Raw genomic sequence first — 25,625 nt, 5'->3', positions numbered from 1 at the left:
GCACATAACCCGAAACGAGCAATTGTGGCATGCCGGGGAATCCCGTATACTGTTTTCCCGTCCTGGTTATTCCATCGTCTTTAAACCTACTTTCTCAGGTTCAGCATGACAACGAACTATATTTTTGTGACCGGCGGGGTCGTCTCCTCTCTGGGTAAAGGCATTGCCGCAGCCTCCCTGGCCGCTATTCTTGAAGCGCGTGGCCTCAACGTGACTATCATGAAGCTGGACCCGTATATCAACGTCGATCCGGGCACCATGAGTCCGACTCAGCACGGTGAAGTTTTTGTGACCGATGACGGCGCAGAAACCGATCTTGATTTAGGCCACTATGAGCGTTTCATCCGCACGCGAATGAGTCGTCGAAACAACTTCACTACCGGCCGTATCTATTCAGACGTGCTGCGCAAAGAGCGTCGCGGCGACTATCTGGGCGCCACCATTCAGGTTATCCCGCACATCACCAATGCCATTAAAGAGCGCATTATTGAAGGCGGCGAAGGTCACGACGTGGTGCTGGTTGAAATCGGCGGCACCGTCGGCGATATCGAATCGCTGCCGTTCCTTGAGGCAATTCGTCAGATGGCCGTTGACGTTGGCCGCGAGCACACCATGTATATGCACCTGACGCTGGTGCCTTACATGGCCGCGGCTGGCGAAGTCAAAACCAAACCTACTCAGCACTCAGTGAAAGAACTGCTTTCAATCGGTATCCAGCCTGACGTGCTGATCTGCCGCTCCGATCGCGCCGTACCGGCTAACGAACGTGCAAAAATCGCGCTGTTCTGTAACGTGCCGGAAAAAGCGGTCATCTCACTGAAAGACGTTGATTCCATTTATAAAATCCCTGGCATGTTGAAATCTCAGGGGCTGGACGACTATATTTGTAAGCGCTTTAACCTCAATGCGCCGGAAGCGGATCTTGCCGAATGGGAACAGGTTATCTATGAAGAGGCCAATCCCGGCGGTGAAGTCACCATTGGCATGGTGGGCAAGTACATTGAGCTGCCGGACGCCTATAAATCGGTGATTGAAGCGTTAAAGCATGGCGGTCTGAAGAAACGCGTAACGGTAAACATCAGGCTGATCGACTCGCAGGACGTGGAAAGTCGCGGCGTCGATGTGCTGAAAAACCTGGATGCAATCCTGGTGCCCGGCGGCTTCGGCTACCGTGGCGTGGAAGGGATGATCATGACCGCGCGCTATGCGCGTGAAAATCACATTCCTTACCTCGGCATCTGCCTGGGTATGCAGGTTGCGCTGATTGAATTTGCCCGTCACGCGGCCGGAATGCAGGACGCCAACTCCACCGAATTTGTGCCAGACTGTAAATACCCGGTGGTGGCGTTGATCACCGAATGGCGCGATGAAGAAGGCAATGTTGAAGTTCGCTCAGCGCATAGCGATCTTGGTGGCACCATGCGCCTTGGCAGTCAACAGTGCCAGCTGACCGATAACAGCCTGGTTCAGCAGATGTATGGTTCTGACACTATTGTTGAGCGTCATCGCCACCGCTATGAAGTGAATAATATGCTGCTTAAGCAGATTGAAGCCGCGGGGCTTCGCATAGCGGGTCGTTCCGGCGACGATCAGCTGGTAGAAATTATCGAAAACCCGGAGCATCCGTGGTTTGTCGCGTGTCAGTTCCACCCGGAATTCACCTCGACGCCGCGTGATGGCCATCCGCTGTTCGCCGGATTTGTGAAAGCGGCCAGCGAGTATCAGAAGCGTTTGGCAAAATAGTGTTTTATAACAACGCGCGAACTTTTCGCGCGTTGTTTGTCTGAGTTTATAGTTTTGATAACTTGTACTGAGGAAAAACTAATGTCTAAAATCGTTAAAGTCATCGGTCGTGAAATCATCGACTCACGCGGAAACCCGACCGTTGAAGCAGAAGTGCATCTGGAAGGCGGTTTCGTTGGTATGGCTGCGGCACCATCAGGCGCGTCTACCGGTTCTCGCGAAGCACTGGAACTGCGTGACGGTGACAAATCACGTTTCCTTGGCAAAGGCGTTACCAAAGCCGTTGCTGCTGTTAATGGCCCAATTGCCGATGCGGTAACCGGTAAAGACGCCAAAGATCAGGCGAACATCGACAAGATCATGATCGATCTTGACGGTACTGAGAACAAATCCAAATTCGGCGCCAACGCTATTCTGGCCGTTTCTCTGGCAGCCGCTAAAGCCGCCGCCGCTGCGAAAGGTATGCCGCTGTATGAGCACATCGCTGAACTGAACGGCACCCCAGGCAAATTCTCTATGCCGCTGCCTATGATGAACATCATCAACGGTGGTGAGCACGCCGACAACAACGTCGACATTCAGGAATTCATGATCCAGCCGGTTGGCGCGAAAACGCTGAAAGAAGCCATTCGTATGGGTTCTGAAGTGTTCCACACCCTGGCGAAAGTGCTGAAGTCCAAAGGCATGGGCACCGCCGTTGGTGATGAAGGCGGCTACGCGCCTAACCTCGGCTCCAATGCCGAAGCGCTGGCGGTTATCGCTGAAGCGGTAAAAGCAGCAGGTTACGAGCTGGGCAAAGACATCACCCTGGCGATGGACTGCGCGGCGTCTGAATTCTACAAAGACGGTAAATACGTTCTGGCCGGCGAAGGCAACAAAGCGTTCACCTCTGAAGAGTTCACCCACTTCCTGGAAGACCTGACCAAACAGTATCCAATCGTTTCTATTGAAGACGGTCTGGACGAATCTGACTGGGAAGGCTTTGCTTATCAGACGAAAGTGCTGGGCAATAAAATTCAGCTGGTTGGCGACGATCTGTTCGTTACCAATACCAAAATCCTGAAGGAAGGTATCGATAAAGGTATCGCTAACTCGATCCTGATTAAATTCAACCAGATCGGTTCACTGACCGAAACGCTGGCTGCTATTAAAATGGCGAAAGACGCGGGCTATACTGCCGTGATCTCTCACCGTTCAGGCGAAACCGAAGACGCTACCATCGCTGACCTGGCGGTGGGTACGGCAGCGGGTCAGATCAAAACCGGTTCAATGAGCCGTTCTGACCGCGTGGCGAAATACAACCAGCTGATCCGTATCGAAGAAGCGCTGGGCAGCCGTGCGCCATTCAATGGTCTGAAAGAAGTTAAAGGTCAGTAATCTGACTTTTGCCGGGCGACAGCGTCCGGCAAGCGATAAAAGCAATCAGGCCCGGCCAGTCCGGGCCTGATTTTTTTTGTCAGGATGATGGCAGACTTCCAGCACAATGCGATTAGGCGAAGCGTCGCCGATCTGCGATAATCTGCGCCCTTAAATTCAACCACCCAGAGAGAAGTGATGCAGTACCCGATAAATGAAATGTTCCAGACGTTGCAGGGCGAAGGTTTTTACACCGGCGTACCGGCAATCTTTATCCGCCTGCAAGGCTGTCCGGTAGGCTGTAGCTGGTGTGATACCAAACACACCTGGGATAAGCTGGCCGATCGGGAAACCTCGCTGGGGGATATTTTAGTCAAGACCGCAGAGAGTGATTTCTGGGGCGCGGCGGATGCAGAAGCGCTGCTGACGATTATTGTGCAGCAGGGCTGGACGGCAAAGCATGTGGTGATTACCGGCGGCGAACCGTGCATTCACGATCTGACGCCGTTAACGCAGAAGCTGGAGCAGAACGGCTACGGCTGCCAGATTGAAACCAGCGGCACGCACGATGTGCTTTGCAGCGACAGCACCTGGGTGACGGTTTCGCCGAAGGTGAATATGCGCGGCGGCTATGACGTCCTCAATCAGGCGCTGGTGCGGGCCGATGAGGTCAAACATCCCGTGGCGCGACAGCGTGACGTGGAGGCGCTTGATGCGCTGCTGGCAACGTTGCAGGACGATAAAAAACGCATTATCGCCCTACAGCCCATCAGCCAGAAAGATGAGGCGACGCGGCTGTGCATTGAAACCTGTATCGCGCGCAACTGGCGTCTCTCCATGCAGACGCACAAATACCTCAATATTGCCTGAGCCGCGTATTTATTTTTTCAATTTCCTGCACCGTCAGGGTGCCGACGGGATAGACGTAGCGCAGCGGCTCAGCCTGCTGTGGCAGCTGCCGACAAAACAGCGCCAGCGGATAACAAAACGTGTTCAGCAGCGCTTCCGTTCCCCTTTCCGCCGCGAAACTGAAGTAGCCGGCGTGTATCAGGCCCCAGGGATCGGGGCGCGGTAGTAACTGCGTCAGGCCTTCACGCGCCAGCATATACTTTTCCTTTCGTAGCTGAAGCGTGGACGCCAGGTACTTCATCAAATGGGGTGAACCTGAGAACGCGCCAATCATATTAATGCCCAGCCAGGGCGCATCGCTGCTCAGCAGCGCCTTTACCTCGTCCAGCGGATGCAGTAAATGCGTTGGCGCAAGCACCAGGCTCAGGCTGGTGCTGTAACCCGTCAGTTCGGCGAAGCTGTGCAGATAGATTACATTATCAGCGGGATAGTGGGCGCAGAGCGGCGGGATCGCCTCCTGTGTAAAACCAAACGTAAAGCTGGCATCGCTCTCAACGATCAGGGTGTTATAGCGGCGACTCCATGCCAGCAAGGCTTCCCGATTGCTCATGCTCATACGCGCGCCCGAGGGAAAATGGTTCGCCGGTGAGACACAGACGAAATCAACCGGCTGTGTCGGCAGAGCGCTCACCTCCAGTCCTGCATCACCGCTCCTGACAGAAATAATCTCATAATCAAGCGCGCTAAAAAGCTGATACGCCTGAGGGGAACAGGGATCTTCCAGAACGACGGTCGGGCGGGGATTACGCATTTTACCGTACCAGGCGATGGCGGCCAGCGCCTCCTGTGGCCCCTGCATAAACAGCATATTGTCATGCCGCGCCTCAATGCCGCGGGTAATTTTAAGGTAGCGAACAAAATTATGTTTCAACGCGGCGGCGTGCTTATGTTTTTCCCTTCCGCTCCACCAGGCGTCATTCACGTAGCTGAGATCTTTGCACCATTTTCTGATGAAATGGGGAGGCAGCATGGCGTTATCATGTCGGGAAAGCCGCTCGGCAATTGTGAGCAGGTTGGCATCGTCGGCAGGTAAGGGGAAATCAACGGTAAGTTGTGCCGGAGCATCGCTGCTGTGCCCCGCCATACCGCTGCGCAGCACAACATAGCAGCTTCGCTCCCTGCCTTGGATATAACCGAGACTTTCCAACTCCTTATAGGCCAATACCACCGTGCTGCGTGAAACGCCGTAACGCTGACTCATAATACGAATTGACGGAAGAACGTCTTGTTTACTTAATTGTCCGTTAATGATCATGCTGGTAATGTTTTCGACAATGCTGTTCCTGGCGCCGGTCGTATTAGTTGTTTCAATAATCATTTATTATGCCTCCCGTTTTTACGGATTTTGTCTTTTAAAATTATCGATGGCAATACATTCTTATTAGCACATTTACTTAATGAGTATTTCGCGTAACGTTTTTATGTATTTAATTTTACGGTGCCATTGACATTAATGTTATTACTGTCACGCCTGACGTTTTATTGTGTCTGAAATATTTTTCTGTGCTGTATCTTTGCCCTGTTTCCGTTCCTGTGTACTATCTGACACGACAAAGTTGTGAGCAGGATGCGTTCCTCATTGAATATGTGGCATTTATTTTTAACAAACTGATAAGGAAATTATTATGAAAGACATGATCCTTCTGTCATGCGTGAGTACATCAAATCTTATCTCCGGCGCGCGCCAGCGCGTAGTGAACTTTATCAATAAGCAGGATGGCGTTACGGCGATTGAATATGCGGTTATCGCCGTTGCGGTAACCGCTGCGCTGATGTCGATCTTTGGTGATGAGGGCAATTTCACCTCGGCGCTTAAGTCCAAGTTCGATTCTCTTACTGATGCTTTGAACGGTACAGGCTCGAAAAAATAAGCAGTAATTACTTCTCTGAGCGTGGTGGATTTTATATGGCAGGATGGCTTTTCATCTTACTGGTTCCGTTATTGATTGATGTGTGTTACACCGATGCGCGTTACAGAATAATCAGAAATCACACCACGCTACTCGTTGCTATTCTCTGTGCCGGAGACAGTCTTTTTTCACCCGCCGGTTTTTTCTGGCTACCCGCCCTGTGCATATTATTGGGAGGGTTTTTTCTGAGTCTTTTTAATATTATCGGCGCCGGAGATATTAAGCTAATGGCCGCGCTTGCGCTCTCTTTCGACACGGAAACCACGCTGGCCTTTTTGTTTGCCACCGCGTTGGCCGGACTGCCGCTTATTTTGGTGATTTTTATCATCAATTATTGTTCATCACGCTTTTACGGCAGAAAAAATAAGAAAAACCTCCCGTATGGGATCGCTATCGTAAGCGGATACCTGGCGACGTCTCTTTTGCTCAGGGTGCCAGCATGAACCAGAGATTATTAATGATTATTGCCGTTTTGCTGCTGGTCGTGGGCGTATGCGGACTGCTGCTCTTTTCGGGTGAAGAGGTTCAGGAAGCGCAAACCGTGACCGTTTACACCGCCAGCAAAACGCTGAAAAAAGGCGAGGCGCTGACCCCGGAAAACTGGACGCGCGCCACTAAAACGCCGGACAGTAATGAAACCCCGGAAAGAATGCCGGAAAGCCTGGAGGGTTACGTTGCCGCTGAGGATATTGCACAGGGCGCGGTGATAACGCTGAACGCTATTTCGTTACCAGCGCCGGTTAACTTTGAAAAACGGCAGGATCATTTTCTTTATCAGATCGTCCTCAATCAGGAAGACAGCCTGCCGATAGCTGAACTGAATAAGGGTGAGCTGATTGATATCTATTTACGCTATTACATTCTCAAAGACGGCCGGGGACAGAGTAAAAGCCTTGTCGATCGCGAAGGGAAGCCCATCGCAAAATCCGTGGTCAAAGTCATTAAGCTGTTAAGCAATAAACGCTTTAACGCCCTCACGCAAGGCGACATTGGCGGCGTGCTCAACGGCAAAGGCAGCGCCCGCGTCCAGCTCTCCATCGAGCTGAACAGTGAAGACAAATCCACCTTACAAACGCTCAGCCATATGGGCGAACTGCTGGCTTATCCGGCAAACACGCCGGTCACCGCCGTAACCAGTCGCGTCTCTATCCCTGAAACGATCACAGAAATTCGCGGGAGAAATGCAGGATGAGAATGTGCCTTAAGCTTAATGGATTATTGCTCCTGAGTGGGCTGCTGCTGATGGTTGCCAGCGGGTTGGTTCATGCCGAAACCATTTATCTTGAAAAGGGCGGGGCGAGAACGGTCAAAGTCAGTGAGAGCATTGATACCGTATTTACCTCCAACCCGGACGTGGTCGATTATCAGGTCATTGGCGATCGCGAAGTGGTGGTTTACGGCGTGGCTAACGGACGCGGAGAACTGTTGCTCATTCAGTCGGGTAAAAGCCGTAGCATCACGATTCTGGTTGATCCATTAATTGGCCGCCTTGCCCAACAGGTACAGGATGAATTTCCCGGCAGCCAGATTGAATTAAAAAAGGTGGGTAATAACTATATTCTGGGCGGGACGGCAGCCGATGAAGAGAGCCGTGATGCCATTCATCTGATGGTGGGCGAAGCGCTCGACCTGGAGCGTGAAACTCTCAAGACGCAGCTTAAAAACAACGATCCTTCTGGTTTTAATATCAATGTCGATTTGAAATACATCGACTATATCAGCTTTAAGAAGCTGCAAAATCGCATGAGGCTGCCCGTTGCGAATCAGGTTAATGTCAAAATCACCCTGGTTGAAATGAATAAATCCTATGCGGACAACCTTGGTATTGACTGGAAAGCGTCCTCACAGGTGGGCGAGTTTCTGCTCGGCAAATTTAAGTTTGATGCTAACAGCCTGATAAGCGTTATTCATGCTATCGGCAACGAATCGCTCGCCCGCGTCCTGGCTGAACCTAACCTCTCGGTTTTATCAGGCGAAACGGCAGATTTTCTGGTAGGCGGCGAGCTGCCGATTATTACCCGCACCGATAACGGCACCGAAGTCACCTATAAAGAGTTCGGCGTGAAAATGTTTGTCGCCGCGAAGGTTGAAAGCAGTCAGAAAGTTAAGCTCACCCTGGCGCAGGAAGTCAGCTCTGTTGACGGGCAAATCCTCAGCGTACCCACGCTGCGATCGCGTAAGGCGCGCACCACGATAGAACTGGCCGATGGCGAAAGCTTTGTTTTGGGCGGCCTGCTCAGCGAATCGGAAAGGGAGTCGTTGTCGAAAATACCTTTTATTGGCGATGTGCCCATCCTCGGCGCGCTCTTTCGCCACACCGAATCCCAGCGCGAGCGTACCGAACTGGTGATGATCGCCACGGTAAATCTGGTCAGGCCGGTTTCTCCGCGCAACGTGATGCTGCCGGGCTACGTTCGCAGCTCCCTGCTTGAGCGCTTCTTTAATATTAACGCACTGGTTAAAAATAAAGGGCACCGCGAGGTGGTTCAGTTCATGGAAGAGAGTGGGTTCATTTATTAAGGAATAACCACCATGCAAAAAATAGTCATTTTTATCACTACGCTGCTGTGGGCGGTTACGACGAATGCCGGTAACGTCAGCGAATTTATGCTCTACAGCCGCAACGATATCGATCGGGAAATACTTTCCGCCGAGGTGGTGAGCCAGTATCAGTTTCTCAGTGGAACCGTACGCGTGTCATGGCTGCGCAACGAGGCGGATAATTTAGCCAGTCAGCTTAAACAAGCGTTGATTAAAGCAGGCGTGGCGGCCAGCGATATTATTATGGATAAACAGTATCCGGGCGGAAAAAGAGAGGCGGGCGCGCTGATTGTTGTCTCGCTGGAGCGGGCCAGATTTCCTTATACCTGTGATTACCATCGTCAGTACTACGCCTTTGATGCGGATGAAGCAGTGGGCTGCGCCAGTGAAAATAATCTTTTTATGTCACTACGCGACCGGCAGAAAGTTGTTTTTTAACGTTGAGGGAACGACGTCATGCTGCTTTTTCAAACGGCAAAAGATAAGAGCGACAAAGAAGAGCCGATCTCTGTTCTGATCTCTCCCCGTAGCGAAGTGATCGACAGCGTCACCACGCAGTTTGAGATGCGCGGCGCGGGCCGACTGGATAAGTATCAGATCGGCCCTGACGCCTTTGATACGAAAATGCTCAGCGGTGAAATCAGCTATTTTATTTTTGACGTACAGAGCGCAGAGGAGTGCGAGCGGTTTCTCGACAGAATTGAGCTGCTGTTATCCAAAGAGACCTGCTGCATTGCAATAGGCAATATCGATTCGTTGCTGTTGGCGTCCGCCCTACAGGCTAAAGGCATCTACTACATTTTTTACCATCCCGATCAGATGCCGAAGCTGGGACAAATTCTCGACAGGCAAACCGACCGCATGCAGTGGAACCGTTCGTCGTTGAAAATAAGCATGCTGGCCTGTAAAGGCGGCGTGGGAAATTCGACGCTGAGCTACCATCTGGCAAAAAAGCTGGTGCAGGTGCGACAACACTCGCTGCTGCTGGTGCAGGGCGCGGGCGGCACGCGCAATCTCGATCTTATCGCGCGCGGCGATATTGCCAGCGACGTCATCAAACTTCAGGAGAATCTCTTTGCGCTGTACGAGCAGCGCGAGCATCGCTGGGATTTCACGCTGCCTTTGTACGAAACCTATGATTTCGTGCTCTTTGACCACACCGTTCACAATGCGGAAGTGAATGAAATAGAGCACGCGCTGAACCACACGCACTGCGTGATCCTGGTCTGTAATCACGACCTGGCCTCTGTGCGGAATGCGAAAAAGGTTGTCGATTACAACCAGCATTTGCAGAACAACGGAAGCGGCGTGAAGAAAATTTTTGTCTGTTTTAACGAAGCGCAACCGCGTATTACAGGCGCCATCACCGCTCAGGAAGCCGGCAGCCTGATCGGACAGCCGGTGGATATCGCCATTCCGTGGATTAAAAAAAATGGCGATCCGGCCAGCCCGCTGGAATTCAGCGGCAAAAACAGCGGGTTGATCGAACAGTTAACCCATCTCGCCCTGGGGCGCAGGGGAAATAGTCCTCAGGCGGGCAGTGCCCGCAGTTTATTCAGTCTGATCCGCAGGAAGCGATAATCGATGAAAAGTCAGTATGATGAGTTAATGCGCGGCATGCGCGCGGCGGTGTTGCCGCGCCTCGATTTGGATATGATCGATCGTCTGCTTACGGATCGTACCGCGCTGGTAAAAGAGGTGGCTGGCGTCATCCAGCAGGTCGGACTGGAAACTAACCGCTATCTGCCGTCAGAAGAGATGCAGATACTCGCAACGGCTATCGCTGATGAAATTACTGGCGTTGGGCCGCTGCGTGAACTGATGGAAGACAGCAGCATCAGCGACGTGCTGGTTAACGGGCCGGACAATATTTTTGTGGAAACCGGCGGCAAGCTGGTGAAAACCAACAAACGCTTTATCGACAACGATCAGCTCACTGAAATCGCCAAACGGCTGGTCGCGCGCGTCGGGCGACGTATCGACGAATCCCAGCCTCTGGTTGACGCACGTATGATCGACGGCAGCCGTCTGAACGTGGTTATCGCTCCCATCGCACTGGACGGCACCTCAATTTCGATTCGTAAGTTCAGCAAAGTGTCGCGCACCTTTCATGATCTGGTGGCATGGGGCTCAATGGATGAGCGGATGGCCAACTTCCTCTCCGTTGCGGCGCGCTGCCAGGTAAATATTGTTATCTCAGGCGGAACCGGTTCAGGTAAAACCACGCTGCTTAATGCGCTTTCCCAGCATATCGGCAACGATGAACGCATTATCACGCTGGAAGATGCGGCAGAACTCAAGCTACAGCAGCCGCACGTGGTGCGTCTGGAAACGCGCATGGCGGGCGTGGAAAACAGCGGCATGGTGAGCATGCGCGAGCTGATGATCAACACCCTGCGTATGCGCCCGGACAGGATCATCGTTGGCGAGTGTCGCGGCGGCGAAACCTTTGAAATGCTTCAGGCGATGAACACCGGCCACGACGGCTCAATGACCACGCTGCATGCCAATACGCCGCGCGACGCGCTGTCACGTATGGAAAACATGGTGATGATGGCGAATCTCAGCCTGCCGATGGAAGCGATCCGCCGCAATATCAGTTCGGCGGTGAACCTGATTGTGCAGGCATCGCGTCTGCATGACGGCTCACGAAAAATCACCCATATCAGTGAAATTATGGGCCAGGAAGGGGAAACCATCGTGCTTCAGGATATTTTCACTTATGAGCTGGATAACAGCGCCGGATCCGGCGGCAAGATAGCCGGTAAGTTCGTGACGCCCGGCCTTTCAAGCCGATCGGCCGTCTACCGCAAGGCGGTGGAGCACGGTTGTGAAGGGTATCTTAAAGCGATATTTGGCTGAGCCATGATGAGAAACCTCTTTGTTCTGATCCTCATTTTTGGTTTTCTCTGCATTTTTGTGCTTTTTCAGCGTCGTCATCTGACGCAGAAGGCTACCTCATGGCAGGGCAGACGCGTCAGATCGTTAAAAATGGTGCTCAGCCACCAGCAGCAGGAGCGGTCTGACGTGGTGCTGGACAGGCTGCGCCGGACGATAGCCGACCGGCTTTATACGCTGCTTAATGTGCTGGATTTCAAAGATAAAAAGGTGTTTGTTCGCAACCTTCTTATTCCGGCGGCTGGCGCGGTCGGGGTGGTCATGGTTAACAGCAAATTTGTCGGCTTACCGCTTATGTGGGTGGCCCCGGCGGGCGCCGTCACGGCTTATACGGTGTTCTTCGCTATGCTCAGCAAACGCAGACGTAAAGAGTTCAACCTCAATTTCTCCGAGGCGTTGACCACGCTCAATGGTGCGATCTCATCGGGGCGAACGTTTCTCCAGGCAATGGCGGATTACGCACTGATCAGCGACAGCAAGCTTGCCCATGAGTTTGGCGTGATCAGCCGACGGCTGAATATGGGGGAGAATGCCGATCAGGTGTTTCATGACTCCTGGCAGAACTATCCCTACCGCGAATATTACTTTTTTATTGTGGCCATCCTGCTCAACGTGCGCGGCGGCGGACGCTTAAAAGAGGTGTTGCTCAAACTACAGCGCTCCATTGCCACCGGCGTGGCAATGGAAAAAAAGATGCTGTCGATGACCTCAGAGATGCGCATGGCGTCGAAAATCACCGGCGCGATCCCATTTATTTTTCTGCTGATATTGAAGTTTATCAATCCACAGGACTTTGAGTACGTCATTTATCACGAGGAAGGAAAAGCGATTCTTTATTATCTGCTCGGCAGCGTCGCGACCGGTGCAGCCATCCTTAAGTTCCTGATGAGGGGGATTTGAGTAATGAAAATTGTTCTGGCTCTGTTGATATTCATCAGCGTCGCGCTGCTGGCGATCATGTTTTATCGGCAACAAAGAATAAAGCGGCTTTCCGCCCTGATCAATTTTATTGCCGAAGAGAAGAAAGAGAACAAAATACAGCAGCTAAAAAATAATCATGAAGCCGAAATGATTCTGGAGAAAAAGAATATTCTGCTCGGCATGGCGCGCAGGCTCGACAGTAATATGAGCTGGAAAGCCGGGCTGACGGCGGTCTGCATTACGGTTATCTGTCTTGCTAATTTTCTGCTGTCGCTTGAAATGGATGATTCCAGCCTGGTATTAAGCGCCGTTATCGTGATGGTCATTGCCATTGTTCTGCCGGGCAAAATACGCGGCATGATTGTTCATCGCCGGGTGAAAAAAATGAGCAGTGAAATTCCCTGGCTGGTGGATCTGCTGGCGGTCTGCGTACAGTGCGGCATGAGTCCGGAGGCGTCTTTCCGTTTCCTCAGTGAAAAAATGGCCGGCATCAATCCGGACTTCACGCCATTCCTTGAGCGTCTGGTCAAAAGAACCGAGGTCAGCGGCATGAGCGATGCCCTGAAGCGTTTCTACCTGGAGCTGCCCTCTCAGGAAAACCGCATGTTGTGCGCCACGCTTGAACAAAGCCTGCAATACGGCTCATCGCTCTATGAGCAGTTGATTAACCTGTCGCGTGATATCCGCGAGGTTCAGCTCCTCGCCGTTGAGGAAAAGATTGGCAAGCTGGGCGCAAAAATGAGCGTGCCGCTTATTCTGTTTTTTATGTTCCCGGTGGTGGTGGTTGTCGCTGTTCCGGGCGTTATGAGGGTGCTGTCAAATGGATAAAAAAGTGCTGCCTGTTCTCGCCGTACTGGTATTAATGCTTACGGGCTGTTCGCAAACGCCTTATCGCATCGACGGCAGTCGCGGTGGAGAGGCGAGGAAAATTGCCGAAAAAGAGCGGATTCTACTTAAAACGCAGAATTACGAAACGCTTATTGAATCGAATCGTGAGCTGCTTAAAAAGAAAGAAGATCCTGACGTCCGCTTCCGCCTGGCGGAATATTACTATCTGGCCGGTAATTACAACTCCTCGCTGCACTATTTAAAAGAGTCGCTGCTTAAATCACCCGCTGCTCGTGTCTATCTTCTTCAGGGAAAAAACCTGATCGCGCAGCGAAATTACGACAGCGCGCTGAAATTTATCAATATGGCTGTTCAGCGTGAACCGGGCAATGCCGAAGCACTGAATCTGCGCGGCGTTATTCTGGCCAATAAAGGAGAGCTGAAAACGGCCATGAGCGCGTTTGAACAGGCGCGCAATGCTTTCTATCCGGAAGAAAAGGTCATGAATAACATGGCACTGGTGCATATAGCCGAACGTCGTTATTCGCAGGCTATACAGATGCTGCTGCCCGTTTACCTGCGCGGCTATCGTGATAACCATTTCACCCATAATCTGATTTTTGCGCTGGTTAAGGATGGCGATCTGCGTTATGCGAAGGAGATCATCAAGCGGGAAAATCTTTCACGCTATCCCGATACGCTGGTGTCCGCACTGTTTGAAGTGGAAAGTAATATGGCGCCGCTGTAGCGCGACATCTGAAGTGAGAAAGACAAATGAGATTACTTTTTCAACGATTAACGCATTTTTATCGTGATAAAAAAGGGATAGCCGCAATAGAGTTTTCTCTGGTTATTATCGTTTTTATATTTTTTACCTTTTTTATTTTCGAAATCAGCCGTTATATGTTTGTCTCGTCCGCAATAGATTTGACGCTGGCAGAATCGGCCAGAATAACGTCATCGCGATTACAAAAAAAGGCCGATTATGCGGCCATTTTTCACCATGTCGTTGCTGAGCAAAGCCGTCTCTGGTCAACGTTTATTGATGGAGGCAATTACCACGTTACAATTTTGTATTGTCACTCAATCGCCCAGGCAGTCAATGGTGAATGTAATAAAAATGAGGCTGCCGGTAAGGCCCTGGCTATTTATCAGGTTCAATACGATTATCAACCACTGCTTTTTAACGGCGCGGTAGCGGGCTCGGAAAAATTAATCAGCGCATTAAAAAGTTCCCTAACCCGGCGGCTGGTATTGGTGCAGGAGTACGAAAGAGAGGAGGTTTTCAGGGATGATCAATCTTAAAACGGTAGTTCGCGACTTTTCAGACGCAGTCGCCGGATCGATTCTTACCGAAGCGGCCTTTATATTCACGGTACTGGTATCGCTCTGTGTCGGCGCCATTGATTATGGCGGTTTTATCGCTCAAAGAGGGCGTACAGAAAGCGTGAGTTACTCCCTGGCCTCGGTTTTACGCGAACGTAAACATCTCTATGACGATCGGGAAATCATTACTCAGGCAGATGTCGATCAGCTGGCAGCCCTCGCGGCAACGCTTCTTGACCATCCGGAAGCGGCAAACTTCTGTCTCAGCGTGGAATCAATGACGTTTCGGGCTGGCGAAGAGAGAGCGGTGGAGGATTATCGTCGTTATAATAGCGGCATGGCTCAGTGCAATAGCACGCGTCCGGCAACGCTGCTTTCCGATTTAACCGACCTGTCGGTCTGGAGTAACCGGCAGCGTTGGATCCCGCTCTACCAACTCACCCTCAGCGTACCGGCCCGAAAAAGTAGTCTGCAAACGCTTACTCTGCTCCCTGACGACATTAACGCTGCAAGCATTGTTATTCGTCGTTAACGACAAGGATCGTTATGGGTTACCCACTCAGTTCTGTTCTTATACTGCTTGGCGCGTTATCTATTATCCGGGCGCAGGCGGCAATACCGGTGAGCATTGTTGTTTTTGTCAACTCTACTCAGCCGGAAGATAATAAGCTGGTGCGGGAGATCCAGCACCAGCTCTATTTCAGTCAGCAGCTTCAGCGCAGATTAAGCGTAACCATTATCGACATTAATCCCCAGGGGGAAAGCCTGTCAGGGCCGGCCGGATATATAAAAGACCGGCAGGGGATCTGGGCGGAAAAGTATCGCCCGGCGGAGACGCCCTCGCTTTTTTGTCTGAAGGGGAAAAAAACGGTTTATATAAAAATGGCTTCGGCCAGGGAGATAAGATCGTGTTTATGATCAAACGGCGCTTGCGCAAGGTTATTTGCGGCACAACGGGCGCACTGGCACCCGCGTTTGCGGTTTTACTGCCGGTGCTGCTCGGCATGCTGTCGTTAGGTATTGACGGTTCCAACGCGATGTCGCAGCGCGCCCGCCTTTCCACTGCGATGGCGGAAGCGTCGATGGGCGTGGCCGCCGCCGGGAAAACGGAAATGACGGCCGGGGAGAGTCAGGAAACCAACGCGCTGATTGATAACTATCTGCGCTATTACATACCGGCGATGATCGGTAAGCCAGAAATAAACATAGTAACGAGTACAGATGCGGAAAATGAGTATGATTTGAACTCGCTGAATTACCATTTCGCGGTGCGGGTCAATGTTCCTTTGCTGTTTCGCGCTATTCCCGGTTTAAATCGGGAGGTGACGTTGGGTATCAGTGAACTGAAAATCAGAAAATTCAGTTCAATCGCGACGGATTATGTGTTTGTCATGGACTTTTCTGACAAACAAAGCGGCTTGCAAATGGATGGGCTGAAACGTGTGGTAAAGCAAATCAGCCATGAGGTTATTGATAATAATCCCGACTCCAGAATAGCCTATATTCCCTTCAGCGTTGGCGTGCCGGTGTTGTTGAATGAAACCAATGAGCGGGGCGGCCGCAAAATTGCCTGCTCAATTTTGTTTGTCCCAACCCCTGAATACGCCATTAATTATGCATTCTGGGCTGATAAAAACCTGATCACCAGCTCTGACTGGAATGCCAGAATGTATGAAATGGACCGTTATCGCTATCAGTATTATAACGAGATTGTCAGAACGGCCACGCCGGTTATAGCGGAAACGCAAATGCAGCAGCGTTGGTGTAAAGCTAATAGCGAAAGCGGCAGAACGGTAGGCCAGTATCATCATTCCTGTAAAACAGCCGACGAACCTTACAGCGATATTTTTTCTGAAGATTCATCGAAAATTATTAAAGAGGAGTATCAAAAAGCGTTTCATGCGTGGTCCCGGCACAATGCCCTTATGACGATTATGCATCAGGCATCAGCCGACCTTGACGCAATGCTTGAAAAGATGTTTACCGAGGAGGCGATAATTAATCTGCCTCTGCCCTGGACGCCACTTCGTTATTATTACCGTACCTTTGACAATATGTGTCAAAGCGGCGGCTGGAGTATGAACTCAGGCGATATGGCCCATGCGCAGCCAAAATCGTGGATGATTGAGTTAACCAATGATTTGCAGCGCCTTGAAAGCTTGCAGACGATGACGCAGGCGGGCAAAGCGCAAATTTCCAGCGGCCTGCTCCGCTCGGTGCCGGTGATGGCAAAAGGTAAAAACAGACGGAAAGTGTTTATTCTTCTGCATGACGGGCAGCATGGCGGCTGGGATGGCGTCACTCAGGAGTTACTGAAGGAGAAGAACGTTTGTGGGAAAATTAAAGAAGGGCTGATCGCACGCGCGCAAACAAAAGATACTACGGTTGATATGTATTACATTTCCACCAGTTTTAGCGGAGAAAATGTGGCGATATGGGGAAGGCAGTGCGTGGGGAAAGAGCGCGCCACGACGGCAACGTCAGAAAAGGCGCTGATCGATATCCTGAGAAGTATTATTTCAGATGAAACGGGGCACTTTGCGAGCTGACAGCGTGGTCGCCAGAGCGACCGTGCTGGTTTAGCCTTTATAGACGCAGCCTGCCGTGCAGGTCTCTTTCACCATCACCGCGCTGAGCAGCGGCAGTGCAGGTTTCATCCGATCCCAAATCCACTTCGCCAGCACTTCGCTGGTGGGGTTTTCAAGCCCTGGGATCTCATTCAGATAGTAGTGATCCAGCTGGTCGTAAATCGGCCTGAATGCCGCTTTCAGTTCGGCAAAATCCATAATCCAGCCGGTGTGCGCATCCACTTCGCCGGTAATCTCAAGCCGCACCAGAAATGAATGACCGTGCAGGCGGCCGCACTTGTGGCCAGCAGGGACGTTCGGCAGATGGTGAGCCGCTTCGAACTGGAAATCTTTAAACAGCGTGGTGGCCATAAAACAGTCTCAACTTCATCACAAAAAAACCGGCGAAGTTTACAGGAAAATCGTTTCGCACACACGGTTTTCTCCGCTAAGGGCGCTTTCAGGCGATTTTCGAACTCTCGTTTTTTATAACCTGTTGAAAGGAAGCAAATTAATTAACCGTTTTTGCCACTAGATATTACCCATAAAATCGTTAAGTCATTTTAGTTATTTATTATTACCAACCCTTATTTAATGGTTATTATCGTTGTCGTTACCCTGTGCTCAACATGCTGTTTTTACGGCCCGGCCCGATAATGGAACTTCCGACATAATGACAACTCAGGCACCTTCAGGCTCACTGCTTCCGCTCAGCCCGGAGCAGCTCGCGCGGTTACAGGCGGCGACCGGCGATTTTTCAACCACCCAACTGGCCTGGCTTTCCGGCTACTTTTGGGGCGTGGTTAATCAGCACCCCGGCACCGCCCAGGCAAGCGCGCCCGCCCCGGCGGCAAGCTCCACGATTACCGTGCTCTCGGCTTCCCAGACCGGTAACGCGCGCCGTCTGGCTGAACAGCTACGCGATGACCTGCTGGCGGCGAAGCTGAACGTCAACCTGGTGAATGCCGGAGACTACAAGTTCAAGCAGATTGCACAGGAAAAGCTGCTGATCGTGGTGGCCTCAACGCAGGGCGAGGGCGATCCGCCGGAAGAAGCCGTTGCGCTGCATAAGTTTCTGCTGTCGAAAAAAGCGCCGAAGCTGGACGGCACGGCGTTTGCGGTCTTTGGCCTGGGCGACACCTCCTACGAATTCTTCAGCAAGGCCGGTAAAGACTTTGACGGCAGGCTGGGCGAGCTGGGCGGCGAACGCCTGCTCGATCGCGTGGACGCCGACGTGGAATATGCCGCCGACGCCGAACACTGGCGCAAACAGATAACCGACATCCTTAAAGCGCGCGTGCCTGCCGAGACACCGGTGCAGGCGGCGGTAACTGCGGCCGGAAGCGTGAACGAAGTCTTCAGCAGCCCTTACACCAAAGAGGAGCCGCTCACCGCCAGCTTCGCGCTGAACCAGAAAATTACCGGCCGCAACTCTGACAAAGACGTCCGCCATATTGAAATCGACCTCGGCGAGTCCGGCCTGCGCTATCAGCCCGGCGACGCGCTGGGCGTCTGGTATGAAAACGATCCTGCACTGGTGGCCGAACTGCTTGAACTGCTGTGGCTGAAGGGCGACGAGAGCGTTGAGGTTAACGGCCAGACGCTGCCGCTCGCCGCTGCGCTGCAACAGCGCTTTGAGTTGACGGTCAACACGCCGCAGATCGTTGAAGCGTACGGTAAGCTGTGCCGCGATGAGACGCTGCTGTCGCTGATCGGTGAAAAGGCGACGTTGCAGCACTATGCGCAAACCACGCCGATCGTGGATATGGTGCGGCAGGCGCCGGTTGAGCTCAATGCGGAACAGCTGATCGCGCTGCTGCGTCCGCTGACGCCGCGTCTCTACTCCATCGCCTCTTCGCAGGCGGAAAGCGAAAGCGAAGTGCACATTACCGTCAGCGTGGTGCGCTATGAAATTGACGGACGCCAGCGTGCGGGCGGCGCTTCCGGTTACCTTGCCGATCGGCTTGAAGAAGACGGCGAAGTGCGCATTTTCATTGAGCACAACGATAATTTCCGCCTGCCGGAAAATCCTGATGCGCCGGTAATTATGATCGGGCCGGGCACCGGCATCGCGCCGTTCCGCGCCTTTATGCAGCAGCGCGACAACGACGGCGCATCCGGTAAGAACTGGCTGTTCTTCGGCAATCCGCACTTTACGGAAGATTTCCTCTACCAGGTTGAGTGGCAGCGCTATGTGAAAGATGGCCTGCTGACCAACATCGATCTGGCCTGGTCACGCGATCAGCAGCACAAGGTCTACGTGCAGGATAAGCTGCGCGAGCGGGGTGAAGAGGTATGGCGCTGGATTGAACAGGGTGCGCATATTTATGTCTGCGGCGATGCAAACCGAATGGCTAAAGATGTTGAGCAGGCGCTGCTTGAGATCGTGGCCGGGCACGGCGGCATGGATCTTGACACCGCCGACGAATTTTTAAGTGAGCTGCGCATTGAGCGCCGTTATCAGCGAGACGTGTACTAATGACTGAAAAACATCCTGGACCGCTGGTGGTTGAAGGCAAACTTACCGACGCCGAACGCCTGAAGAAAGAGAGTAACTTTCTGCGCGGCACCATTGCTGACGATTTGCAGGACGGCCTGACCGGCGGCTTTACCGGCGACAACTTTCTGCTGATCCGTTTTCACGGCATGTATCAGCAGGACGACCGCGATATTCGCGCCGAGCGCGCCGAGCAGAAGCTGGAGCCGCGCCATGCGATGATGCTACGCTGCCGCTTGCCTGGCGGCATCATCACGCCGAAACAGTGGCTCGGCATCGATAAGTTCGCCGCCGACAACACGATTTACGGCAGTATTCGCCTGACCAATCGCCAGACCTTTCAGTTTCACGGCATTCTGAAAGGAAACGTGAAGCCTGCGCATCAGATGCTGAATGAAGTGGGGCTTGATTCGCTGGCGACCGCCAACGACGTAAACCGTAACGTGCTGTGTTCGTCCAATCCGGTAGAGTCTGAACTGCATCAGGAGGCGTACGAGTGGGCGAAAAAACTCTCCGAGCACCTGCTGCCGCAGACCCGCGCCTATGCGGAGATCTGGCTGGATAAAGAAAAAGTCGCGACCACTGATAAAGAACCGATCCTCGGTGAAACCTATCTGCCGCGTAAATTCAAAACCACCGTGGTGGTGCCGCCGCATAACGATGTCGATCTGCATGCTAACGATCTCAATTTTGTTGCCATTGCCGAAAACGGCAAATTAGTTGGCTTTAACCTGCTGGTCGGCGGCGGGCTGTCTATCGATCACGGCAACAAAGCCACCTATGCACGCACCGCCAGCGAGTTTGGCTATCTGCCGCTGGATAAAACGCTGGCCGTGGCGGAGGCGGTGGTCACCACGCAGCGCGACTGGGGTAATCGTACCGATCGTAAAAACGCCAAAACCAAATACACCCTGGAACGGGTGGGCGTGGAAACCTTTAAAGCGGAAGTGGAACGCCGCGCCGGTCTGACCTTTGAGCCGATTCGCCCTTATGAATTTACCACGCGCGGCGACCGTATCGGCTGGGTGAAAGGCATTGATAATAAATGGCATCTGACGCTGTTTATTGAAAATGGCCGTCTGCTTGACTATCCGGGCCGCCCGCTGAAAACCGGCATCGCCGAAATTGCGAAAGTGCATCAGGGCGATTTCCGCCTTACTGCCAATCAGAACCTGATCGTGGCGGGCGTGCCCGAAGCCGAAAAACCGGCCATTGAGGCGCTGGCGCGCGAGCATGGCCTGATGGAAAGCGTCACCGTGCAGCGCGAGAACTCAATGGCCTGCGTGTCATTTCCCACCTGCCCATTGGCGATGGCGGAAGCCGAACGTTTCCTGCCGCAGTTTGTTACGCGCGTTGAGGAGATCATGACCCGCAACGGCGTCGGTGATGAGCACATCGTGCTGCGCGTCACTGGCTGTCCGAACGGCTGCGGACGAGCGCTGCTGGCCGAGATAGGCCTGGTGGGCAAGGCTCCGGGGCGTTACAACCTGCATCTCGGCGGCAACCGCATCGGTACGCGTATTCCACGCATGTACCGGGAGAACATCACCGAAGACGAAATTTTGTCTACCCTTGATGAACTGACGGGCCGCTGGGCGAAAGAGCGTGAGGCAGATGAAGGCTTCGGCGACTTCACTATTCGCGCCGGCATTATCAAACCGGTGCTTGACCCGGCCCGCGATTTTTGGGAATAACGGAGGCGTGATATGTCTGTACTCGATCTCTCTGCTCTGAACGACCTGCCTAAAGTTGAACGCATCATGGCGCTGGCGGAAATCAACGCAAAACTGGAAAGGCTGTCGGCGCAGGAGCGCGTGCTGTGGGCGTTGGAAAATCTTCCCGGCGAGGCAGCGCTCTCCTCCAGTTTTGGTATCCAGGCCGCGGTCAGCCTGCATCTGGTGAACCAGGCGAAGCCGGGCATCCCGGTGATCCTCACCGACACGGGCTACCTGTTTCCTGAAACCTATCAGTTTATCGATCACCTTACCGGGAAACTCGATCTCAACCTGAAGGTATACCGCGCGGTGCAGAGTCCTGCCTGGCAGGAGGCGCGCTACGGCAAGCTGTGGGAGCAGGGTGTGGAAGGCATTGAGCGCTACAACGACATCAACAAAGTTGAGCCGATGAACCGCGCATTGAAAGAGCTGAACGTGCAGAGCTGGTTCGCGGGTTTACGCCGCGAGCAGTCCGGGAGCCGCGCCAGCCTGCCGGTGCTGGCTATTCAGCGCGGCGTGTTCAAGATCCTGCCGATTATCGACTGGGACAACCGTCAGGTCTATCAGTACCTGAAGGACAATGACCTCGGTTACCATCCTCTGTGGGATCAGGGCTATCTGTCAGTGGGCGACACCCATACGACCCGCAAATGGGAGCCGGGTATGGCCGAAGAGGAGACGCGTTTCTTCGGACTCAAGCGCGAGTGCGGCCTGCACGAATAGCGCAAATCAAAATGGGAAAAGCGGCAGCGATGCCGCTTTTTTTTGGACATTTTTAGCCGAATCAGTCTTGTTTTCTGCCGGGCAGGCAATGCGCGAGGCGCTGTCCGCAGACGAAAGGGAACTGCTACACTTGCGGGAAGCATTCATTCGGAGGACACATGAAATTAGGCTTCGCCTGTAAGTTTCTGGATTCGGAATTCAGACAGCCTTTTCCCTTTAAAGCCACCACCCGCACGCGATTTCTGAGTCTGAATAACGAAGAGAGGGTGAAGCTGATTTATGCGCTTTCCACTGCCAATCTGAACAACCTTTATCAGACGTTTATTGCGCTGTCACGCCTGCCGCCCGCGCTGCGCATGATGCGCATCGGCAGCGATCTGCTGCCGCTCTATACCGTGCCAGAAGCCATGCCGCTGTATAAAGCGTTTTTAGCGGAACTCCATCCGCTGTTTGCAGAATGCGGTGAATTCGCCAGGGCCAACGCTATCCGGCTCTCTTTTCATCCGGGGCAGTATTCAGTGCTGGCGTCAGATAATCCGGCGGTAGTGGATCGGGCCATTATTGATGTGGAATACCACACCACCTGCGCCACGCTGATGGGATACGGCAAATCTTTCCAGGATTTCAAAATCAATATCCATATGAACGGGAAGGCGGGTTTTGCCGGATTCAAAAAGGCCTTCGGCATGCTCAGTCCGGAAGCGAGACGAATGCTGACGGTAGAAAACGATGAGATCTCCTGCTCGCTGGACGATGTTTTGCAGGCTGGCACGCTCTGTGCGGTTGTGCCGGATATTCACCACCATTGGGTGAAAGAGAATGAATTTATTCGGCCCGACGATCCGCGTCTTCAGCAGATCAAAGACTCGTGGCGCGGCGTAACGCCGGTGCTGCACTACTCCATTTCTCAGGAGGGGATCATTCCTGACGCGGGTTTCCCGGATCAAACCATGCTGGGCGTGCCGAAAAGCAAGCTGCGGGCGCATTCTGACTTTTACTTCAACCCGACGCTGAACGACTGGGCGCTCTCTTTTACAGGCTTTGACATCATGTGCGAGGTAAAAATGAAAAATCTCGCGCGAGATGCACTGTATCGCTATGCCATGTCCAACCAGTCGGCGTAACCCTCATGTGGCACCGGCAGAAAATATTTTCGGCGCTGGTGCCGCCGCCCGTTGCGGGCTCGTCACGCCGGTTGCCAGGTAAACTCCCGAAATATCATCCGTTAAGCACATTTTGTTGTTAGCTTTGCCGGTACGTTATTCCATTCGGTAACTACTCATTCCAATTAGTAATTTCATAAGGCTCAGCGCGCAGTCGTATAGTCGCGTTAACTATTTGTTATTACGACAAGGCTGACGTGGACTATCTCCCAATCTTTGCGGATATCCGAAACAAACCGGTGCTGGTGGTGGGCGGTGGTGATATAGCCGCGCGCAAAATCGTCCTGCTGCGCCGCGCTGGCGCACGGGTGCAGATTGCCGCGCGGGCGCTGTGTGAGGAGCTGTCGGCCCTGGAGCAAAACGGCGAAGTCGAATGGATTGCCACCGCATATCAACGCGGGCAGCTCGATGGGGTGCTGCTGGTGATTGCCGCCACTGACGACGGCGAACTGAACGCCCGTGTTTTCGACGACGCGCAGCATCGTCACCTGCTGGCCAACGTGGTTGACGATCAGCCCAGGTGCTCCTTTATTTTTCCTTCTATCGTCGATCGCTCGCCGTTGGTGGTAGCCATCTCTTCCAGCGGAACAGCGCCGGTACTGGCGCGTTTGCTGCGCGAAAAACTGGAGGCGCTGCTGCCGGCCAGTCTGGGGCAGATGGCCGGGATCGCCGGGGCATGGCGTGACAAAGTGAAGCTGCGCTATCGCAAAATGTCGGATCGCCGCCGTTTCTGGGAAGCCGCCTTCAGTGGCCTGTTCGCCAGCCAGGTGGCTTCCGGCAATCTGGAGGGCGCGAAACAGACGCTCGACAGGCAGTTAAACGATACGCAAGAAAATCAGGGTGAAATCATTCTGGTTGGCGCAGGGCCGGGCGATCCGGGCCTGTTGACGCTTCGCGGCCTTCAGGTGATGCAGCAGGCGGACGTAGTGCTTTATGATCATCTGGTCAGTGACGAGGTACTGGATTTGGTTCGTCGCGACGCCGACCGCATCTGCGTGGGCAAACGCGCCAGCGCGCACAGCGTTCCGCAGGAAGAGACTAATCGCCTGTTGGTTGAACTGGCGAAAAAGGGCAAGCGGGTGGTGCGTCTTAAGGGCGGCGATCCCTTTATTTTCGGTCGCGGCGGCGAAGAGCTTCAGGCCGCTGTAGAGGCGGGCATTCCTTTTCAGGTGGTGCCCGGCATCACGGCGGCGGCGGGCGCTACCGCCTACGCGGGCATTCCGCTGACGCATCGCGACCATGCGCAAAGCGCCCTGTTTATCACCGGTCACTGCCGTGCCGATGGCGACGGGATGGACTGGCCGTCGCTGGCCCGCGCGCGGCAGACGCTGGTGGTTTATATGGGCACGGTTAAAGCGGCGGAGATCGCCGCACAGCTTATCCGTCATGGCCGCGACGCGGCGACGCCGGTGGCCGTGATTGGGCGCGGTACGCGCCCTGACCAGCAGGTGCTGACCGGCACGCTGGCAAAACTCGAAGAACTCGCGCATCGCGCGCCAACGCCCGCGCTTCTGGTGATTGGCGAAGTGGTCAATCTGCATCAGCAACTGGCGTGGTTTCAACATGCTGCACGGCGGGACTCCGCCGTGGTGAATTTGGCTTGAGGAAAGATAATGGATCAACAACGACTCACCCACCTGCGTCAACTGGAAGCGGAAAGTATCCATATCATCCGTGAAGTGGCGGCGGAGTTTGGCAATCCGGTAATGATGTACTCTATCGGCAAAGACTCCTCCGTGATGCTGCATCTGGCGCGCAAAGCCTTCTATCCTGGCACGCTGCCGTTTCCGCTGCTGCACGTCGACACCGGCTGGAAATTTCGCGAAATGTATGACTTCCGCGACCGCACGGTAAAAGCAATCGGCGCCGAACTGCTGGTTCACCGCAACCCGGAAGGCGTGGCGATGGGGATCAACCCGTTTGTCCACGGCAGTGCGAAGCACACCGACATCATGAAGACTGAAGGGTTAAAGCAGGCGCTGAACAAGTACGGCTTTGATGCCGCGTTTGGCGGCGCGCGTCGGGATGAAGAGAAGTCCCGCGCCAAGGAGCGTATTTACTCCTTCCGCGACCGCTTCCACCGCTGGGATCCCAAAAACCAGCGCCCGGAGCTGTGGCATAACTACAACGGCCAGATCAACAAAGGCGAGAGCATTCGCGTCTTTCCGCTCTCCAACTGGACCGAGCTGGATATCTGGCAGTACATTTTCCTGGAAAACATCGAGATCGTGCCGCTCTATCTGGCCGCCGAACGGCCGGTGCTGGAGCGCGACGGCATGCTGATGATGATTGATGACGATCGCATCAACCTCCAGCCTGGTGAAGTGATTAAGCAGCGCAAGGTGCGGTTTCGCACGCTGGGCTGCTGGCCGCTGACCGGCGCGGTGGAGTCGGAAGCGCAGACGCTGCCGGAAATCATCGAAGAGATGCTGGTATCGACCACCAGCGAGCGTCAGGGGCGGGTTATCGACCGCGATCAGTCAGGCTCGATGGAGCTGAAGAAACGCCAGGGCTATTTCTGAGGAGCC

The 25,625-nt window shown here is 53.4% G+C and carries 25 protein-coding genes; 23 read left to right on the top strand and 2 right to left on the bottom strand.

Features of this window, described 5'->3' with window-relative positions; all coding sequences use genetic code 11:
• Nucleotides 1–105: 105 nt before the first annotated feature.
• The 3 genes from pyrG to queE all read left to right on the top strand — a co-directional run bounded on the left by pyrG (nucleotide 106) and on the right by queE (nucleotide 3,969).
• Nucleotides 106–1,743, top strand: a complete 1,638-nt coding sequence (gene pyrG / locus FA91_RS14080) for a CTP synthase (glutamine hydrolyzing) (RefSeq protein ID WP_034916631.1) — start codon at nucleotides 106–108, stop codon at nucleotides 1,741–1,743.
• Between the two features lie 81 nt (nucleotides 1,744–1,824).
• Nucleotides 1,825–3,120 carry a phosphopyruvate hydratase gene (gene eno, locus FA91_RS14075; protein WP_034916629.1) on the top strand — a complete coding sequence of 432 codons (1,296 nt, stop codon included), beginning with the start codon at nucleotides 1,825–1,827 and terminating at the stop codon, nucleotides 3,118–3,120.
• Between the two features lie 177 nt (nucleotides 3,121–3,297).
• Nucleotides 3,298–3,969: a 7-carboxy-7-deazaguanine synthase QueE gene (gene queE / locus FA91_RS14070; RefSeq protein WP_034916628.1), complete on the top strand. Its 672-nt coding sequence runs from the start codon at nucleotides 3,298–3,300 to the stop codon at nucleotides 3,967–3,969.
• On the opposite strand, the gene FA91_RS14065 is transcribed toward queE, so the two are convergent.
• Nucleotides 3,956–5,326, bottom strand: a complete 1,371-nt coding sequence (locus FA91_RS14065) for a PLP-dependent aminotransferase family protein (RefSeq protein ID WP_034916626.1) — start codon at nucleotides 5,324–5,326, stop codon at nucleotides 3,956–3,958. The genes queE and FA91_RS14065 overlap by 14 nt on opposite strands.
• A gap of 307 nt (nucleotides 5,327–5,633) precedes the next feature.
• On the opposite strand from FA91_RS14065, the gene FA91_RS14060 reads away from it, so the two are divergent.
• The 14 genes from FA91_RS14060 to FA91_RS13995 all read left to right on the top strand — a co-directional run bounded on the left by FA91_RS14060 (nucleotide 5,634) and on the right by FA91_RS13995 (nucleotide 16,981).
• A complete protein-coding gene (locus FA91_RS14060; protein ID WP_051937186.1) occupies nucleotides 5,634–5,879 on the top strand; it encodes a Flp family type IVb pilin in 246 nt (81 codons plus the stop codon).
• 35 nt (nucleotides 5,880–5,914) lie between these two features.
• A complete protein-coding gene (locus FA91_RS14055; RefSeq protein ID WP_034916625.1) occupies nucleotides 5,915–6,361 on the top strand; it encodes a prepilin peptidase in 447 nt (148 codons plus the stop codon).
• Complete coding sequence (locus tag FA91_RS14050; protein WP_156103088.1) at nucleotides 6,358–7,110, top strand: SAF domain-containing protein; 753 nt, start codon at nucleotides 6,358–6,360, stop codon at nucleotides 7,108–7,110. Before FA91_RS14055 ends, FA91_RS14050 begins: the two co-directional genes overlap by 4 nt.
• Nucleotides 7,111–7,112: 2 nt before the next feature.
• Nucleotides 7,113–8,438, top strand: coding sequence for a pilus assembly protein N-terminal domain-containing protein (locus FA91_RS14045; protein WP_051937184.1), 1,326 nt, complete (start codon nucleotides 7,113–7,115; stop codon nucleotides 8,436–8,438).
• 12 nt (nucleotides 8,439–8,450) lie between these two features.
• Entirely contained in the window at nucleotides 8,451–8,897 is a 447-nt protein-coding gene (locus FA91_RS14040) for a hypothetical protein (RefSeq protein ID WP_034916621.1), read from the top strand.
• An 18-nt stretch (nucleotides 8,898–8,915) separates the two neighbouring features.
• Nucleotides 8,916–10,040, top strand: a complete 1,125-nt coding sequence (locus FA91_RS14035; protein ID WP_034916619.1) for a hypothetical protein — start codon at nucleotides 8,916–8,918, stop codon at nucleotides 10,038–10,040.
• 3 nt (nucleotides 10,041–10,043) lie between these two features.
• Nucleotides 10,044–11,321 (top strand): CpaF family protein, encoded by a 1,278-nt coding sequence (locus FA91_RS14030; RefSeq protein WP_034916617.1) that lies wholly within the window; start codon nucleotides 10,044–10,046, stop codon nucleotides 11,319–11,321.
• A 3-nt stretch (nucleotides 11,322–11,324) separates the two neighbouring features.
• Nucleotides 11,325–12,257: a type II secretion system F family protein gene (locus FA91_RS20120; RefSeq protein ID WP_051937181.1), complete on the top strand. Its 933-nt coding sequence runs from the start codon at nucleotides 11,325–11,327 to the stop codon at nucleotides 12,255–12,257.
• A 3-nt stretch (nucleotides 12,258–12,260) separates the two neighbouring features.
• Entirely contained in the window at nucleotides 12,261–13,106 is an 846-nt protein-coding gene (locus tag FA91_RS14020; protein WP_051937179.1) for a type II secretion system F family protein, read from the top strand.
• Nucleotides 13,099–13,854: a tetratricopeptide repeat protein gene (locus tag FA91_RS14015; protein WP_034916615.1), complete on the top strand. Its 756-nt coding sequence runs from the start codon at nucleotides 13,099–13,101 to the stop codon at nucleotides 13,852–13,854. The genes FA91_RS14020 and FA91_RS14015 overlap by 8 nt, the downstream gene beginning before the upstream one ends.
• 26 nt (nucleotides 13,855–13,880) lie before the next feature.
• Nucleotides 13,881–14,411, top strand: coding sequence for a TadE/TadG family type IV pilus assembly protein (locus FA91_RS14010; RefSeq protein ID WP_034916613.1), 531 nt, complete (start codon nucleotides 13,881–13,883; stop codon nucleotides 14,409–14,411).
• Entirely contained in the window at nucleotides 14,398–14,964 is a 567-nt protein-coding gene (gene tadF, locus FA91_RS14005) for a tight adherence pilus pseudopilin TadF (protein ID WP_034916611.1), read from the top strand. The genes FA91_RS14010 and tadF overlap by 14 nt, the downstream gene beginning before the upstream one ends.
• Before the next feature lie 89 nt (nucleotides 14,965–15,053).
• On the top strand, nucleotides 15,054–15,350 hold the full coding sequence (locus FA91_RS20115) for a hypothetical protein (protein ID WP_156103087.1): 297 nt from the start codon (nucleotides 15,054–15,056) through the stop codon (nucleotides 15,348–15,350).
• Complete coding sequence (locus FA91_RS13995) at nucleotides 15,341–16,981, top strand: TadE/TadG family type IV pilus assembly protein (protein ID WP_156103086.1); 1,641 nt, start codon at nucleotides 15,341–15,343, stop codon at nucleotides 16,979–16,981. Before FA91_RS20115 ends, FA91_RS13995 begins: the two co-directional genes overlap by 10 nt.
• Before the next feature lie 30 nt (nucleotides 16,982–17,011).
• On the opposite strand, the gene queD is transcribed toward FA91_RS13995, so the two are convergent.
• Nucleotides 17,012–17,371 carry a 6-carboxytetrahydropterin synthase QueD gene (gene queD / locus FA91_RS13990; RefSeq protein ID WP_034916607.1) on the bottom strand — a complete coding sequence of 120 codons (360 nt, stop codon included), beginning with the start codon at nucleotides 17,369–17,371 and terminating at the stop codon, nucleotides 17,012–17,014.
• Between the two features lie 301 nt (nucleotides 17,372–17,672).
• Between queD and cysJ the strand changes: the two genes are divergently transcribed.
• The 6 genes from cysJ (at nucleotide 17,673) to cysD (ending at nucleotide 25,619) form a co-directional block, all read left to right on the top strand.
• Nucleotides 17,673–19,478, top strand: coding sequence for an NADPH-dependent assimilatory sulfite reductase flavoprotein subunit (gene cysJ / locus FA91_RS13985; protein ID WP_034916606.1), 1,806 nt, complete (start codon nucleotides 17,673–17,675; stop codon nucleotides 19,476–19,478).
• Nucleotides 19,478–21,190 (top strand): assimilatory sulfite reductase (NADPH) hemoprotein subunit, encoded by a 1,713-nt coding sequence (gene cysI, locus FA91_RS13980; protein WP_034916604.1) that lies wholly within the window; start codon nucleotides 19,478–19,480, stop codon nucleotides 21,188–21,190. The genes cysJ and cysI overlap by 1 nt, the downstream gene beginning before the upstream one ends.
• Before the next feature lie 12 nt (nucleotides 21,191–21,202).
• Nucleotides 21,203–21,934, top strand: coding sequence for a phosphoadenosine phosphosulfate reductase (cysH, locus tag FA91_RS13975; protein WP_034916602.1), 732 nt, complete (start codon nucleotides 21,203–21,205; stop codon nucleotides 21,932–21,934).
• A 158-nt stretch (nucleotides 21,935–22,092) separates the two neighbouring features.
• Complete coding sequence (locus FA91_RS13970; protein ID WP_034916600.1) at nucleotides 22,093–23,058, top strand: UV damage endonuclease UvsE; 966 nt, start codon at nucleotides 22,093–22,095, stop codon at nucleotides 23,056–23,058.
• A gap of 236 nt (nucleotides 23,059–23,294) precedes the next feature.
• Nucleotides 23,295–24,701, top strand: a complete 1,407-nt coding sequence (gene cysG, locus FA91_RS13965) for a siroheme synthase CysG (protein WP_034916599.1) — start codon at nucleotides 23,295–23,297, stop codon at nucleotides 24,699–24,701.
• Between the two features lie 9 nt (nucleotides 24,702–24,710).
• Complete coding sequence (gene cysD, locus FA91_RS13960) at nucleotides 24,711–25,619, top strand: sulfate adenylyltransferase subunit CysD (protein WP_034916597.1); 909 nt, start codon at nucleotides 24,711–24,713, stop codon at nucleotides 25,617–25,619.
• Nucleotides 25,620–25,625 lie beyond the last annotated feature (6 nt).

The sequence above is a fragment of the Erwinia sp. 9145 genome, from assembly GCF_000745075.1.
GTDB lineage: Bacteria > Pseudomonadota > Gammaproteobacteria > Enterobacterales > Enterobacteriaceae > Erwinia > Erwinia oleae.
The sequence above is the reverse complement of the archived record's forward strand: the minus strand, read 5'-3'. Positions and strand labels throughout refer to the sequence as shown.